13 protein-coding genes are annotated in these 14758 nt (G+C 45.9%); 8 read left to right on the top strand and 5 right to left on the bottom strand.

What is annotated here, in order from left to right; translation table 11 throughout:
- Positions 1-6: 6 nt before the first annotated feature.
- From D9603_RS00850 to D9603_RS00830, 5 genes are all read right to left on the bottom strand, one after another.
- Complete coding sequence (locus tag D9603_RS00850) at positions 7-1146, bottom strand: enoyl-CoA hydratase/isomerase family protein (protein WP_128729696.1); 1140 nt, start codon at positions 1144-1146, stop codon at positions 7-9.
- Positions 1146-1922 carry an enoyl-CoA hydratase gene (locus D9603_RS00845; RefSeq protein WP_039497662.1) on the bottom strand — a complete coding sequence of 259 codons (777 nt, stop codon included), beginning with the start codon at positions 1920-1922 and terminating at the stop codon, positions 1146-1148. Before D9603_RS00845 ends, D9603_RS00850 begins: the two co-directional genes overlap by 1 nt.
- 10 nt (positions 1923-1932) lie before the next feature.
- Positions 1933-3090: an acyl-CoA dehydrogenase family protein gene (locus D9603_RS00840; RefSeq protein ID WP_128729695.1), complete on the bottom strand. Its 1158-nt coding sequence runs from the start codon at positions 3088-3090 to the stop codon at positions 1933-1935.
- Positions 3091-3197: 107 nt separating this feature from the next.
- A complete protein-coding gene (locus D9603_RS00835) occupies positions 3198-4688 on the bottom strand; it encodes a CoA-acylating methylmalonate-semialdehyde dehydrogenase (protein WP_128729694.1) in 1491 nt (496 codons plus the stop codon).
- A 97-nt stretch (positions 4689-4785) separates the two neighbouring features.
- Positions 4786-5964 carry an acetyl-CoA C-acyltransferase gene (locus D9603_RS00830; protein ID WP_128729693.1) on the bottom strand — a complete coding sequence of 393 codons (1179 nt, stop codon included), beginning with the start codon at positions 5962-5964 and terminating at the stop codon, positions 4786-4788.
- Positions 5965-6280: 316 nt separating this feature from the next.
- Here D9603_RS00830 and D9603_RS00825 point away from each other — a divergent pair, with 316 nt between their 5' ends.
- From D9603_RS00825 to D9603_RS00790, 8 genes are read left to right on the top strand one after another with little or no spacing between them, the layout of a single operon-like run.
- Positions 6281-6673: a MerR family DNA-binding transcriptional regulator gene (locus tag D9603_RS00825; protein WP_099643874.1), complete on the top strand. Its 393-nt coding sequence runs from the start codon at positions 6281-6283 to the stop codon at positions 6671-6673.
- 24 nt (positions 6674-6697) lie between these two features.
- Complete coding sequence (locus D9603_RS00820) at positions 6698-7873, top strand: isovaleryl-CoA dehydrogenase (RefSeq protein ID WP_125254331.1); 1176 nt, start codon at positions 6698-6700, stop codon at positions 7871-7873.
- A 9-nt stretch (positions 7874-7882) separates the two neighbouring features.
- Entirely contained in the window at positions 7883-9490 is a 1608-nt protein-coding gene (locus D9603_RS00815) for a carboxyl transferase domain-containing protein (RefSeq protein ID WP_128729692.1), read from the top strand.
- 9 nt (positions 9491-9499) lie between these two features.
- A complete protein-coding gene (locus D9603_RS00810) occupies positions 9500-10282 on the top strand; it encodes an enoyl-CoA hydratase-related protein (RefSeq protein ID WP_128729691.1) in 783 nt (260 codons plus the stop codon).
- 8 nt (positions 10283-10290) lie between these two features.
- Positions 10291-12234: an acetyl/propionyl/methylcrotonyl-CoA carboxylase subunit alpha gene (locus D9603_RS00805; RefSeq protein ID WP_128729690.1), complete on the top strand. Its 1944-nt coding sequence runs from the start codon at positions 10291-10293 to the stop codon at positions 12232-12234.
- Positions 12234-13142 carry a hydroxymethylglutaryl-CoA lyase gene (locus tag D9603_RS00800; RefSeq protein WP_128729689.1) on the top strand — a complete coding sequence of 303 codons (909 nt, stop codon included), beginning with the start codon at positions 12234-12236 and terminating at the stop codon, positions 13140-13142. Before D9603_RS00805 ends, D9603_RS00800 begins: the two co-directional genes overlap by 1 nt.
- 27 nt (positions 13143-13169) lie before the next feature.
- Positions 13170-13868, top strand: a complete 699-nt coding sequence (locus D9603_RS00795; RefSeq protein ID WP_128729688.1) for a CoA transferase subunit A — start codon at positions 13170-13172, stop codon at positions 13866-13868.
- A gap of 9 nt (positions 13869-13877) precedes the next feature.
- Positions 13878-14540, top strand: a complete 663-nt coding sequence (locus D9603_RS00790) for a CoA transferase subunit B (RefSeq protein ID WP_125254337.1) — start codon at positions 13878-13880, stop codon at positions 14538-14540.
- Positions 14541-14758 lie beyond the last annotated feature (218 nt).

The raw sequence follows: 14758 nt of genomic DNA, 5'->3' as shown, positions 1-14758 counted from the left end.
CACTCCTTATAAGTCACGCAAAGGATGATCGCTTTCATCCCATCGAGGTGCGAAAAAACGTTCTATTGCGTCATTAGGAACCTCTGCAACCGATTTAAATCGCCAATTTGGTTTACCATCTTTATCGATAAGCAGCGCACGGACGCCTTCTTGAAACTCACCAAACTCGCCCGCAGTCACCGACATTCCTAATTCCTGCTTAAAACAGTCTTTAAGTGTTTTACCTTCACTTCTAGCAAGCTGTGCTTTTACCAGTGCGGCACTCAATGGTGAGCCATGTTTTAACGCCATTTGAGCTTTGCTCAACCACTTGTTGTCAGTACTATCCAGTCCTAAAATAAAATCAACCTGCTCTGATAAATCATCTTTCTCATCAAGCGCTTCGAACGCTGTAATCAGTGGTTTAATTTCGCTTTTTGGTGGTGCATGGGAAGCCTCATCTAGAGATAACAACAACTGAGTCAGCTTTTCGTGGTTTAGCACGTTGGTTTTTCCCCAGTTGACTTCACCTAAGTTTTGTAAAAGTAGGCCGAGTTTTTCTGAGTCCATAAAGTGATCGGCAAGTCCAACCAACTTGGCATCCGAAGCGTTAATGTTTGCAGCTGTGAGTCCCAAAAACAATCCAACACCTTTTGGCATCTTATTGAGGAAATAGCTACCGCCAACATCAGGGTATAAGCCAATGGTGATTTCTGGCATAGCAATACGTGAAGTCTCTGTCATCACTTTATGACTTGCGCCAGCCGTTAAGCCTAGTCCTCCGCCCATGATGATGCCATTACCCCAAAGTAGGATTGGCTTATCATAGTTATGGATTTGATAATCCAACCGATACTCTTCACCGAAAAAAGTTCCGATTAATGCGTTACTCGTATCTGATGACATTTCGCGATATAAACTCACTACATCGCCGCCAGCACAAAACGCTTTTTCTCCAGCTCCTTTTAATACCACCATTGCAATTTGTGGGTCGTTTGCCCAAATATCCAGTTGTGGTGCAAGCAAACGGATCATATCGAGGTTTAAGGCATTTAACGCTTTTGGTGCATTTAATGTCGCCAGCGCTATTTTCATCCCGTTATGGCATGTTGCTTGCTCGAATAAAACCGGTGCCTCTTCGTGATTTATTAACTCGAATTCAATCATTAGCCATTTACCCAATTCGCTTTGCGTTTCTCTAAAAATGCGTTTACGCCTTCTTTTTGATCTTGGGTATCGAATAAGGTTACAAAGAGTTCACGTTCAAGAGGCAATGCACTATTGATTGTGCCTGTGCGGCCTTTTTGAATAAGAGCTTTACAAGCCGTCACTGCAACAGGGCTTTGATCTTCTACTTTCTTTGCCAGTTCGAGCGCAGCTTCCAGCGCTTTACCCTGCTCAACCACTTCTTCAACTAAGCCAATTTGCTGTGCTTTGTCGGCTTTTAAGCGTTCGCCGCATAAAATCATACGCTTTGCCCAGCCTTCGCCTACAAGCCATGACAAGTTTTGTGTGCCGCCAGCACAAGGCAGCAATCCAACTTTTGCCTCAGGAAGTGCCATTTGTGCTTGAGCTTCGGCGATGCGGATATCGCACGCTAGTGCGACTTCTAAACCGCCACCCATTGCAAACCCATTGATGGCGGCAATGGATACGCCTCTAAAGTCGCTGAGTGTTTCAAACGCTTCGCCAAATACTCGAGACATGTCCGCAGCAACTCCTTTGTCACCGTCGGCAAATACATTGAGATCCGCACCGGCTGAAAAGAACTTTTCGCCTTCGCCAGTGATCACTAAAGAATAGATTTCTTTATCCGCGTTCAATTCGATTACTAGATTTTTAAGTGCAGTTAGTGTGTCTTTCGTCCACGTATTCGCAGGTGGATTTGACATAGTAACAACAGCAGTATGGCCTTGTTTTTCGAGTTTTAATTGTGCAGTCATGATGCTCTCCTTATAGGACGCTTGGGGCGCCTTCAGCTAAGATCCGACGTGCAATAATTACACGCATGATTTCGTTTGTACCTTCAAGGATCTGATGAACACGTACGTCACGTAGGTGGCGCTCCAGTGGATACTCTTTGATGTACCCATAGCCACCGTGAATTTGCAGTGCATCGTCACACACCTTAGTGCCTACATCAGTGGCAAATCGCTTTGCCATAGCGCAATAAGTGGTCTTTTCTGGGTCATTGCTATCCAGTTTAAATGCCGCCAATCGAACCATTTGGCGCGCAGCCACAAGTTCTGTATTCATATCTGCAATTTTAAATTGTAGTGCTTGGAACGCCGCTAACGGTTTACCAAACTGAGAACGCTCCTGCATATACTGCTTGGCGGTATTGAGTGCCTGCTGGGCTGTACCAATCGAGCAAGTTGCAATATTAATGCGACCACCATCAAGGCCTTGCATCGCAAATTTAAAGCCCTCGCCTTCTTGACCTAGCAGGTTTGCAGCAGGGATCCGAACATTTTCAAGCGTGATAAGACGTGTGGGTTGTGCATTCCAACCCATTTTTTCTTCTGCTTTGCCATAAATAACGCCTTCAGCATCGGCAGGAACAACAAAGGCTGAGATACCTTTAGGGCCTGCTTCACCTGTTCTTGCCATTACCACTAATACGTCCGTTTCACCTGCCCCTGAGATAAACATTTTAGAACCAGATAAGACATACTCATCACCTTCTTTTATCGCTTTTGTTTTGAGTGATGCAGCATCTGAGCCAGATCCTGGTTCTGTTAGACAGTACGAGGCCAATAATTCACCCGTTACTAACTGCTCCATATACTTTGCTTTGGTTTCTTCCGTTGCAAAGCTCGCTATCATCCACGTTGCCATGTTATGAATAGTCAACATCGCGGTTGTCGCTGTACAGCCCATTGAAAGCTGCTCAAAAATAATACTTGAGTCAAGGCGAGATAAACCCAGACCACCTGCCTCTTCTGGTGTATATAGACCGCAAAAACCAAGCTCACCTGCTTTTTGAATTACGTCTTTTGGAAAAATGTGCTCTTGATCCCATTTTGCAGCATGTGGAGCAAGCTCGCTCATTGCAAATTGGTGCGCCATGTCGGCAAATGCTTGTTGATCTTCGTTTAGGTTAAAGTCCACGCTAGACCTCTCTTGCTGTTCTGACACCCTGAATGTGTGTCGGTAGTTCTTATCGTTTTGGTAAAAATAAGCGTGCTCCCCCTGCAGAGCACGCTGCGCAATATGAGTTATCTAAGGTTGATACTCATATTTGGACCACTGACTGCCTCATCGTCAAACCAGCGTGAGGTAATCGTTTTGGTTTCGGTATAGAAACGCACGCCTTGCTTACCATAGGTATGTTGGTCGCCGTAGAATGAGTTCTTCCAACCAGTAAATGAGAAGAACGGCAATGGCACTGGAATAGGAATATTAATCCCTACCTGACCCACTTCAATTTCACGCTGGAACTTGCGTGCTGCGCCACCGCTTGCGGTGAATAATGAGGTGCCGTTACCGTACGGGTTGTTATTAATAAGGGTAATTGCTTCGTCTAAACTATCGACAAATACACAACAAAGGACTGGGCCAAAGATTTCTTCTTTGTAGATATCCATGTCAGTTGTGACGTTTGAAAACAGCGTTGGACCCACCCAGTTACCATTTTCATAACCCTCAACGGTAAACTCAGAGCCATCTAGCAAACACGTTGCGCCTTGCTGCTTACCACTGTCAATCAGCGATAGAATACGCGCTTTAGCCTGCGGTGTCGTTTGCGGACCATAAGCAGCTTCTGGATCATCCCACACGCCAGGACGAACCTTCGCCATGGCGTCTTTTAGTTCATCGACCCACTGCTGTGATTGCCCTACAAATACCGCGACTGAGATCCCCATACAGCGCTGACCACCCGCGCCAACCGAAGAACCAACAAGGTTATTGATCACTTGCTCTTTTTTCGCATCTGGCATGATAACCATATGGTTTTTCGCACCCACACACGCTTGAACACGTTTAAGATTCTGCGTACCTTTGCTGTAAATGTACTGACCGACACCACAAGACCCCACAAACGAAACCGCACGAATTTCCGGCGCTTCAAGAATTTGATCAACCTGATCTTTACTTCCGTGCACAACTTGAAGTACGCCTTTTGGCGCACCGGCTTCTTCAAACAATTCAACCAAGCGCATTGGCGTTAGTGGGTCTTGCTCTGATGGTTTAAGTACAAAAGTGTTACCACATACAATTGCCATTGGGAACATCCACAGCGGGATCATCGCTGGGAAGTTAAATGGCGTAATACCCGCACAGACACCCAGCGGTTGGGTATATGAGTAAGTGTCGATATTACGGGCAACGTTTTCTACTGTCTCACCCATCATCATTGAAGGGGCATTACATGCTTGCTCGACCACTTCGATACCGCGCCACACATCCCCTTTTGCATCTTCAAACGTCTTGCCTAATTCATGACAGATTATGGTTGCGATTTCTTCTTGATGCTCCTTAAGTAGCGCCGCATAACGCATCATAATTCGCGCACGCTCGGTTACCGGCACATTACGCCACGTTTTAAACGCTTCTTGAGCTGAATGAATTGCAGCTTGTACTTCCTCGTTAGTCGCACAAGGCACTTTTGCTAATACTTCTTGATTAGCAGGGTTAACAACGTCTAACCATTTGTCAGACTGAGACTGTGAAAATTCACCGTTGATGTATAAAGGTACTTGGTGCATGAAGCACTCCTCCCCATAAAACGAGTTAATGCGCTGCGTGAATGATTAGAATTATGGAAGACGCAGCGCCCCTTGGAACGAAATAAATTGCAGAGACTTACACTTCTACTGCGAGTGCGACAGCTTCACCACCACCGATACATAGTGACGCCACGCCTTTTGATAAGCCACGGTTTTTCAGTGCATGGATAAGTGTAACTAAGATACGTGCACCGCTCGCGCCGATTGGATGACCAAGCGCACAAGCACCACCATTGACGTTGACTTTATTGCTATCTAAGTGCATTTCGTTGATAGCCAACATAGTCACCATGGCAAAGGCTTCATTGATTTCCCAAAGATCAACGTCGGCAGTCGACCAACCTGCTTTTTCAAGCAGCTTATTCATCGCACCGACTGGCGCAACGGTAAATTCAGCTGGCGCTTGTGAATGAGTCGCATGAGCAACAATCTTACAAAGTGGTGTCAAACCGTGCTTTTTCGCTTCTGTTTCACTCATTAGAACAAGCGCTGCGGCACCGTCTGAGATAGATGATGAGTTAGCCGCGGTGATCGTGCCATCTTTTTTAAATGCTGGACGAAGTGATGGAATTTTATCTGGGCGGGCATTACCTGGTTGCTCGTCAGTATTTACCTCAACATCCCCTTTGCGCGTGCTAATCACATGAGGAGCAATTTCATTGGCAAAACTGCCATTTTCGATTGCCGCATTTGCTTTACTCAATGAGCCCAAGGCAAATTCGTCCATGTGCTCACGAGTAATGCCATATTGGTCTGCTGTATCTTGCGCAAAGCAGCCCATCGCCTTGTTGTCATAAGCATCTTCTAAGCCATCAGCCATCATATGGTCTTTGATTTCGCCATGACCCATACGCATGCCACCACGGGCTTTTGGAATAAAGTAAGGTGCATTAGTCATGCTTTCCATGCCGCCTGCGATGGCAGAATTAATGCTACCTGAGCGGATGAGATCATGCGCGAACATCGCCGCCTTCAGGCCTGAACCGCACACTTTGTTGATTGTCGTCGCTCCTGTTGAACGGGCAAGACCTGCGTGTAGCATCGCTTGACGCGCTGGCGCTTGACCAAGACCAGCGGGTAACACGCACCCCATGATCACTTCATCTATACTGGCGTCATTGAGACCTGTTTCATTCATCACTGCTTTAATAGCAGTGGCGCCTAATTCTGTGGCAGCAGCGCCAGATAGGCTTCCCATAAATCCACCCATTGGTGTACGCTTAGCAGCGACGATGACAACAGCTTCGTTACTCATTGCAAAACTCCTGTAGACAAGCCATGCTTTGGCTCATTAATATTTAACTCTGTATTCGAGCATACATAATATTTACGTTTACGCCAACGTAAATCTAAAATCAAGGCAAATGAGATTGCTGCAACTGTAAAGATTAATTGCACATATTTATTGCCAACGCCTATTCTGGCTAGCTCCAGTTAAGGTTTGATGACATTTCATACAAGCCTAATTGCTGCTTTTATAAGACTAAAGCAGGATCTATCATTCTTACTTTACCTTTACGTAAACTTCACTTATATTGGTCTAATCAGTGACGTTGTAAGTGTAAATAGAAATGCAAGAAATAAATGAACCAACCTATTCAATCAGCGAGTTAGCTAAAGAATTTGATATTACTACTCGCAGTATTCGTTTTTACGAAGATCAAGGACTACTTTCTCCTAAGCGTCAAGGACAAACGCGTATTTACTCCAAACGCGACAAAGTCCGTTTAAAACTTATCCTTCGCGGAAAACGCCTTGGCTTTACACTTGCTGAAACTGGCCGCTTATTTGAGCTTTATGATGCCGACAAGTCGAGTGAAAAGCAGCTTAAAACCATGTTGCAACTCATTGAAGAGAAAAAAGCCGATTTAAGCCAACAAATGGACGACATCAAAGTTGTCTTAATGGAATTGGTAACGGCTGAACGTCGTTGTCGCGATACATTACACGAGCTCGAAAAATAAACTCTCACAACAGGATGAATACCGATGAGCACAGTATCTTTATATAAAGAATTGAACTTTGGACTAGGTGAAACAGCAGACATGATCCGAGATCATGTCAATAGTTTTGCTACCAGCGAAATTGCCCCACTGGCTGAAAAAACAGATCAGGAAAACGCGTTTCCGAACGAGATGTGGCCAAAGTTTGGTGAAATGGGTCTACTTGGGATCACTGTCCCTGAAGAATTTGGCGGCTCAAATATGGGATACCTTGAGCATGTAATTGCAATGGAAGAGATCAGTCGTGCAAGTGCCTCAATCGGCTTAAGTTACGGCGCACATTCAAACCTCTGTGTAAACCAAATTAACCGCAACGGTAACCAAGCGCAGAAGGAAAAGTACTTACCTAAGCTTATTAGTGGTGAGCACATCGGTGCCTTGGCAATGAGTGAGCCAAATGCAGGTTCTGATGTCGTTTCAATGAAGCTGCGTGCTGAAAAGCAAGGTGACAAGTTCATCCTGAACGGAAATAAAATGTGGATCACTAATGGCCCTGATGCAGACGTTTTCGTTATTTATGCAAAGACAGACGTCAATGCAGGACCTCGTGGGATCACAGCCTTTATCGTAGAAAAAACCTTCTCCGGTTTTTCAACAGCACAAAAGCTAGACAAACTTGGTATGCGTGGCTCAAACACTTGTGAGTTGGTGTTTGAAAACTGCGAGGTACCCGCTGAAAACATCCTAGGTGAATACAACGAAGGCGTAAAGGTGCTGATGAGCGGCCTTGACTATGAACGTGTGGTATTGGCCGGCGGCCCGCTGGGTATCATGCAGGCTTGTATGGATGTTGTAGTCCCATATATTCATGAGCGTAAACAATTTAACCAGTCAATCGGTGAATTTCAGCTAGTGCAAGGTAAAGTTGCTGATATGTATACGCAAATGAATGCAGCACGCTCATACGTCTATACTGTAGCAAAAGCCTGTGACCGTGGCGAAACCACGCGTAAAGATGCCGCAGGGGCAATTTTATATGCCGCAGAACTTGCAACCAAACTTGCACTTGATGCCATTCAATTACTAGGTGGAAACGGCTACATCAACGAATACCCTACAGGCCGCCTACTTCGCGATGCCAAGCTCTATGAAATTGGCGCTGGTACGTCTGAGATCCGCCGTATGCTTATCGGACGTGAGCTGTTCAACGAAAGCCGCTAGGAGCGCTGTATGACGGTACTAAATTCTGCGGTTAATCCTCATGATCCGCAATTCAAAGCAAACAGCGATGCCATGACATCGCTGGTTGCTGATCTTAAAGATAAAGTGGCGACACTAAGCCAAGGTGGCGGTGAAGCACTCATCGCTCGTCATCAAAGTCGTGGTAAATTATTTGTCCGCGACCGCATTGAAACTTTACTCGACGAAGGCTCACCATTTTTAGAAATCGGCCAGTTCGCCGCTTTTGGTGTTTATGAACAAGATATTCCCTGTGCCGGTGTCGTTGCAGGGATCGGACGCGTGAAAGGTGTTGAGTGTATGATTGTGGCAAATGATGCGACAGTCAAAGGTGGGACTTACTTTCCACTGACGGTCAAGAAACACCTACGAGCACAAGAAATCGCTGAGCGCTGCCACCTTCCGTGTATCTATTTAGTAGACTCAGGTGGCGCGAACTTGCCAGAGCAAGATGAAGTATTTCCAGACAAGCTGCATTTTGGTCGGATATTTTATAATCAGGCTCGTATGTCTGCTAAAGGGATCCCGCAAATTGCTGTGGTTATGGGATTATGTACCGCAGGCGGCGCCTATGTGCCAGCAATGGCTGATGAAAGTATTATCGTTAAAGAACAAGGCACGATTTTCTTAGCAGGCCCGCCGCTGGTAAAAGCGGCCACAGGCGAAGAAGTTAGCGCAGAGGATTTGGGCGGCGCAGATGTGCATTGTAAAGTGTCAGGCGTGGCCGATCACTATGCAGAAAATGATGAACATGCACTGTCTATCGCTAGACAATGTATATCGCGCCTTAATCATCAGCGCCCAACGAGGCCACTACTCCAAGATGCCAAACCTCCACGTTATGATATCAGTGAAGTATATGGCATTGTCGGCACAGATCTGAAAAAACCGTTCGATGTCCGTGAAGTCATTGCCCGTATCGTCGATGACTCGCAGTTTGATGAATTTAAGCGCTACTTTGGTGAAACGCTAGTGACTGGTTTTGCCGAGATTTATGGTCACCCTGTAGGGATCGTAGCAAACAACGGTATTCTCTTTTCTGAATCTGCACAAAAAGGAGCACACTTTATTCAGCTCTGTGCACAGCGCAATATTCCACTACTGTTTTTACAGAACATTACTGGATTTATGGTCGGCCAAAAATACGAAGCTGAAGGTATTGCCAAACATGGCGCCAAAATGGTTACAGCGGTTTCCTGTGCTGATGTGCCTAAATTTACGGTATTAATTGGCGGCTCATACGGTGCTGGTAACTATGGTATGTGTGGTAGAGCATACGAACCAACTATGATGTGGATGTGGCCAAATGCACGGATCTCTGTGATGGGTGGCGAACAAGCTGCAGGTGTATTAACACAGGTAAAACAAGATGGTTTAGCGCGCAAAGGGCTTAGCATGAGTGATGTCGAAGTGAGCGAGTTTAAAAAACCGATCATTGAGCAATACGAAAAACAAGGCCACCCCTACTACGCGAGTGCTCGGCTTTGGGACGATGGCGTTATAGACCCTGCGGATACACGCACTGTACTTGGTCTTGCATTAGAGGCAGCAAGTAATGCGCCGCAAAAAGAGTCTAAATTTGGCGTATTCAGAATGTAAGGAGCACCGATGCCTGTCACTTTAACGATAACAAAAAGCAAAGTGGCGATCTTAGAGCTAAGTCGCCCAGAAAAACACAATGCCTTTAATGCAGAGGTGATTGCCGAACTTATCAAAAATATCGACTATGCCAGCGGCCTGGATGTGCGCGCTTTGATATTTAAAACCGAAGGCAAACACTTTTCAGCTGGCGCTGATCTGGCGTGGATGAAATCCATGGCAGACAATAACTACGACGAAAACGTCGCAGACTCACTAGAACTTGCCAAATTAATGCAGGTTTTAGCTACTTGTCCCCACCCGACATTATGCCTAGTGCAAGGGGCAGCTTTTGGCGGTGCACTGGGATTAATCGCCTGTTGTGACATCGCCATTGCACAGCACAACTCCAAATTCTGTTTAAGTGAAGTCAAGCTTGGTCTTATTCCGGCTGTGATTAGTCCTTATGTTATAAAAGCCATTGGTGAGCGCCAAGCAAGACGCTACTTTTTAACTGCTGAGGTATTCAACGCTGAAAAAGCGCTTGAAATGGGATTAATCCATGAGCTCAGTGACGATTTAGTTAAAAGTGAGTCTGACTTCACACAGCTGCTGCTAAATAATGGCCCTGCTGCGGTTAAAAATGCCAAAGCACTTATCAACGAAGTTGCAGGCAACGAAATCAACGAAGCGTTGATCGCCCATACAGCAAAGCGTATTGCTGAGATTAGAGTCAGTGAAGAAGGGCAAGAAGGTCTTAGTGCCTTTTTCGATAAACGTGCGCCACGCTGGCAAAACGCCGCGCACGAATAGGAGTCAATATGCTAACTAAAATTCTAGTCGCAAACCGGGGTGAAATTGCCTGTCGCGTGATGCGTACCGCGAAGAAAATGGGACTAACCACTGTAGCGGTTTACTCTGATGCTGACGCCAATGCGATGCACGTTAAGGCCGCTGATGAAGCTTACCACATTGGTCCAGCACCATCTAAAGAGTCTTATTTGGTGGCAGAAAAAATTCTTGAAGTGGCAAAGGCAGTTGGTGTGGATTGTATTCACCCAGGCTACGGGTTCTTATCTGAAAATGAAGTATTTGCCAAAGCGTGTGAGGCGGCGGATATTGCGTTTATTGGTCCGCTGGCAAGTTCAATCGAAGCGATGGGTTCAAAGACCCGTGCCAAGGAAATCATGAATGATGCCAATGTGCCTCTAGTTCCTGGGTATTATGGTGACAAACAAGAAGATGATTTCTTACAAGCCGAAGCGGAAAAAATCGGTTTTCCGGTACTTATCAAAGCCGCATACGGCGGCGGCGGTAAAGGCATGCGCGTAGTACGAGAAAGCAGCGAGTTTTTATCTGCGCTGTATGGTGCTAAGCGTGAAGCGGCGGCAAGTTTTGGCAATGACTTAGTACTGCTTGAACGCTTTGTAGATAAACCTCGTCATGTTGAAGTACAAGTTTTCGCTGATAGCCACGGTAACTGTGTTTATCTCGGTGACAGGGACTGTTCACTACAGCGTCGCCACCAAAAAGTGATTGAAGAAGCGCCCGCACCAGGTTTGAGTGATGCGATGCGCAAAGCCATGGGTGAAGCAGCAGTACGCTGTGCGCAGGCGATTAATTACCGCGGCGCTGGTACTGTGGAATTCTTACTCTGTGGTGATGAATTTTTCTTTATGGAGATGAATACTCGGCTACAAGTAGAGCACCCAGTAACAGAAATGGTAACTGGTCTTGACTTAGTCGAATTGCAATTAATGGTCGCGGCGGGTGAACCGCTACCGCTGACTCAACAGCAGGTTTCGTTATCTGGTCATAGCTTTGAAGCACGTATTTACGCAGAAGATCCTGAAGAGAACTTCATGCCGTTTTCAGGTGTACTAGCTCACCTTAGCTTTCCTGAAGCCAAAGATGGCGTAAGAATTGACACAGGCGTGCAGCAAGGCGATGAGATCAGCCCGTTTTACGATCCTATGATCGCAAAGCTGATTGCTCACGGCAAAAACCGCGAGCAAGCATTACTCAAACTAAAATCGAGTTTAGAGCAAGTCCATCTGTGTGGTTTAAAATCCAATATCGCATTTTTGCACTACCTAGCCGGACACCCTACTTTTACAACCGGTGCACCAGATACCCACTTTATTGATACGCAAACTGAGGTACTAACTCAATCGAATACGCCGTTGGATAAAATGGTGCTACTAGCAGGTGCAGCCTATCTTAGCCACCAACAACCATGTAAAAAGACGGTGTGGGGAAACTTAGGCTTTAGACTTAATCAAACCGCGAAAGTTGATTTGCCATTTGTGGATCATGCTGCCTGTGCCTATCAATCTCAAGATGGTTGGAAGATTTCGTTTAACGAGCAAACCCATCATGTTGAATGTAAATTAGAAGGACACCAGTTAACGGTAGTCATTGATGGTGCCCGATTACGCGCAAGTGCGGTTGTTACCGAAACCGCCATTACCATTATGTATGGCCCTCATCAACATACCGTTGAGCTTAAGTCAAAGCATTATATTAGCGATCATGAGCACGAAGCTGCGCCTTTGGCTGCCCCATTAAACGGCACTGTCGTTAAGCATTTATTGTCCGTCGGCACCCAAGTCAGCAAAGGTGATGCTGTAGTGATTATAGAAGCCATGAAGATGGAATATACCCTCAATGCGCCTTTTGATGGCAAGCTGACTTCATACTGCTTTGCAGAGGGTGAGTTGGTCAGTCATGGCGATATGCTGGCGATTGTTGAGGAGCAAGACTAATGGCTGACTATCCGGCTCGCGTAAAAATTGTAGAAGTGGGTGCACGGGATGGCTTACAAAATGAGGTCAGTGTTGCCACTGAAGCTAAAATAGCGCTGGTTAATGCACTCAAAAACGCTGGCCTCAAGCACATTGAAGCTGGTGCATTTGTGTCACCCAAATGGGTGCCACAAATGGCTGACTCAGCTGCGGTTATTCAAGGCTTTACGCGTAGTGATGACGTTGAAATAAGTGCGCTGACGCCAAACCTCAAAGGCGCCGAGCTTGCACTTGAGAATCAGGTTGACGAATTTGCTATTTTTACAGCAGCCAGTGAAGCGTTCACCCAAAAAAACATCAACTGCACGATTGAACAAAGTATTGAGCGCTTTCGCCCCGTTGTTGACCTTGCACAAAAAAACAACATAAAAGTAAGAGGTTATGTAAGCTGTGTGGTTGGCTGCCCATATCAAGGAGCTGTACAACCAGAGCAAGTTTTAGCGGTATGTAAACAATTGTTGTCACTTGGTTGTTATGAAATTAGCCTAGGTGACACTATCGGTGTTGGTACGCCTAAAAAAGTTCAACAGTTACTCACCTTGTTACTACAACATATCCCAGCTGACAAGCTTGCGGTGCATTTCCATGATACTTACGGGCAAGCTTTAACGAATATTCACACTGCCTTACAAATGGGGATCGCGACTGTTGATAGCGCCGTTGCAGGGCTCGGTGGTTGCCCTTACGCCAAAGGTGCGTCAGGAAATGTTGCCACTGAGGATGTAGTTTACTTGCTGCAAGGGCTTGGCATTGAGTGTGGAATTGATTTAGAAAGGCTAGCAAAAGCAGGATGGACAATTTGTGATGCGCTAGGCAAGACACCAAGCAGTAAAGTGTCGTTGGCACTCAAACAAACTTGTCAATCTTAAAACAATAACATCATTAGGAGTGGGTTTATGGCCGGTTTCGATAAAGTCGTATCAAGCTACAGCGAAGCGATGGCAGGTCTGAAAGATGGTGATACCATCATCGCAGGTGGCTTTGGCTTGTGTGGTATTCCAGAAGGCTTAATTACAGAAATTAAGCGCATGCAAACAAAAGAATTGACTGTAGTTTCGAACAATTGTGGTGTCGATGATTTTGGTCTAGGTATTTTGCTTAAAGATCGTCAGATTAAGAAAATCATTGCATCTTATGTCGGTGAAAATGCGCTGTTTGAACAGCAACTTCTTGATGGCATTATCGACGTTGAGTTGACACCACAAGGGACGCTTGCAGAGAAAATGCGCGCTGGTGGTGCTGGGATCCCAGCTTTTTACACAGCAACAGGTTATGGTACACCTGTCGCACAAGGTAAAGAAGTAAAGGAATTTGATGGCCGACCGTATATTTTGGAAGAGTCGATCACCGGTGAGTTTGCTATTGTTAAGGCGTGGAAAGCCGACCGCTATGGCAACTTAGTATTCCGCCATACCGCAATGAACTTTAACCCGATGGCGGCAACAGCTGGGAAAATCACGGTAGCGGAAGTAGAAGAGATTGTGGAGCCCGGCGAGCTTGAGCCGAGCCAAATCCACACCCCGGGCATTTATGTCAATCGCGTGATCAAAGGTGACTTTGAAAAACGTATTGAACGTGTCACAACGCGCAAATAGGAGGCAATCATGGGTTTAAATCGTGAACAAATTGCGATGCGCGTGGCGCAAGAGCTAGAAGATGGTTACTACGTAAACTTAGGCATAGGCATTCCAACCTTAGTTGCTAACTATGTACCTAGCGGCATTGAAGTAATGCTGCAATCAGAAAATGGCTTGCTAGGCATGGGTCCCTACCCAACCGAAGACCAAGTTGACGCTGATATGATAAACGCTGGTAAAGAAACCGTGACAGCTGCGACGGGTGCAGCAATTTTTAATAGTGCAGAAAGCTTTGCCATGATCCGTGGTGGTCATGTAGACTTAACGGTACTAGGTGCATTTGAAGTTGATCAGCAAGGCAATATCGCGTCTTGGATGATCCCGAAAAAATTAATCAAAGGCATGGGTGGTGCAATGGATTTAGTTGCCGGTGCACGCAACATCATAGTGACCATGACCCATGCTAGTAAACACGGCGACTCTAAGCTACTTGAATCATGCACACTCCCGCTTACTGGCGTGAACTGTGTAAAGAAAATTGTCACTGATTTGGCTGTGTTAGAAGTAAAAGATGGCGCATTCCATTTGCTAGAACGCGCACCGGGTGTTAGTGTTGATGAAATAATCAGCAAAACTGCGGGTAAACTTATCGTTGATGGCGATATTCCTGAGATGCAGTTTGAGGCTTAATAAGCCGCCACATTACCCAAAAATGTACCGACCTCATTCCCAGTGCCAAAGGCGCTGAGTTACCCAAAACCCCTCGCAAGAGGGGTTTTTTTTCTTGTTCTCATTAAAAAACCTTCACTTTATACCAATTTTCTTAATTAAGTGGTCTATTTTGAGGTGAGAAAATCTTGTCGATAACACCGCTTCCACGTCCTGCTCACGCCGAGGTACCTACGTCC

Source organism: Pseudoalteromonas sp. PS5, assembly GCF_004103255.1.
In the GTDB taxonomy this organism is placed as follows: domain Bacteria; phylum Pseudomonadota; class Gammaproteobacteria; order Enterobacterales; family Alteromonadaceae; genus Pseudoalteromonas; species Pseudoalteromonas peptidolytica.
The sequence above is the reverse complement of the archived record's forward strand: the minus strand, read 5'-3'. Positions and strand labels throughout refer to the sequence as shown.

What these genes read in the sequence shown, in the direction of transcription:
- D9603_RS00850 (WP_128729696.1), bottom strand. Translation starts at nt 1,146, where the DNA reads ATGATTGAATTCGAGTTAATAAATCACGAAGAGGCACCGGTTTTATTC.
- D9603_RS00845 (WP_039497662.1), bottom strand. Translation starts at nt 1,922, where the DNA reads ATGACTGCACAATTAAAACTCGAAAAACAAGGCCATACTGCTGTTGTT.
- D9603_RS00835 (WP_128729694.1), bottom strand. Translation starts at nt 4,688, where the DNA reads ATGCACCAAGTACCTTTATACATCAACGGTGAATTTTCACAGTCTCAG.
- D9603_RS00830 (WP_128729693.1), bottom strand. Translation starts at nt 5,964, where the DNA reads ATGAGTAACGAAGCTGTTGTCATCGTCGCTGCTAAGCGTACACCAATG.
- D9603_RS00825 (WP_099643874.1), top strand. Translation starts at nt 6,281, where the DNA reads ATGCAAGAAATAAATGAACCAACCTATTCAATCAGCGAGTTAGCTAAA.
- D9603_RS00820 (WP_125254331.1), top strand. Translation starts at nt 6,698, where the DNA reads ATGAGCACAGTATCTTTATATAAAGAATTGAACTTTGGACTAGGTGAA.
- D9603_RS00815 (WP_128729692.1), top strand. Translation starts at nt 7,883, where the DNA reads ATGACGGTACTAAATTCTGCGGTTAATCCTCATGATCCGCAATTCAAA.
- D9603_RS00810 (WP_128729691.1), top strand. Translation starts at nt 9,500, where the DNA reads ATGCCTGTCACTTTAACGATAACAAAAAGCAAAGTGGCGATCTTAGAG.
- D9603_RS00805 (WP_128729690.1), top strand. Translation starts at nt 10,291, where the DNA reads ATGCTAACTAAAATTCTAGTCGCAAACCGGGGTGAAATTGCCTGTCGC.
- D9603_RS00800 (WP_128729689.1), top strand. Translation starts at nt 12,234, where the DNA reads ATGGCTGACTATCCGGCTCGCGTAAAAATTGTAGAAGTGGGTGCACGG.
- D9603_RS00795 (WP_128729688.1), top strand. Translation starts at nt 13,170, where the DNA reads ATGGCCGGTTTCGATAAAGTCGTATCAAGCTACAGCGAAGCGATGGCA.
- D9603_RS00790 (WP_125254337.1), top strand. Translation starts at nt 13,878, where the DNA reads ATGGGTTTAAATCGTGAACAAATTGCGATGCGCGTGGCGCAAGAGCTA.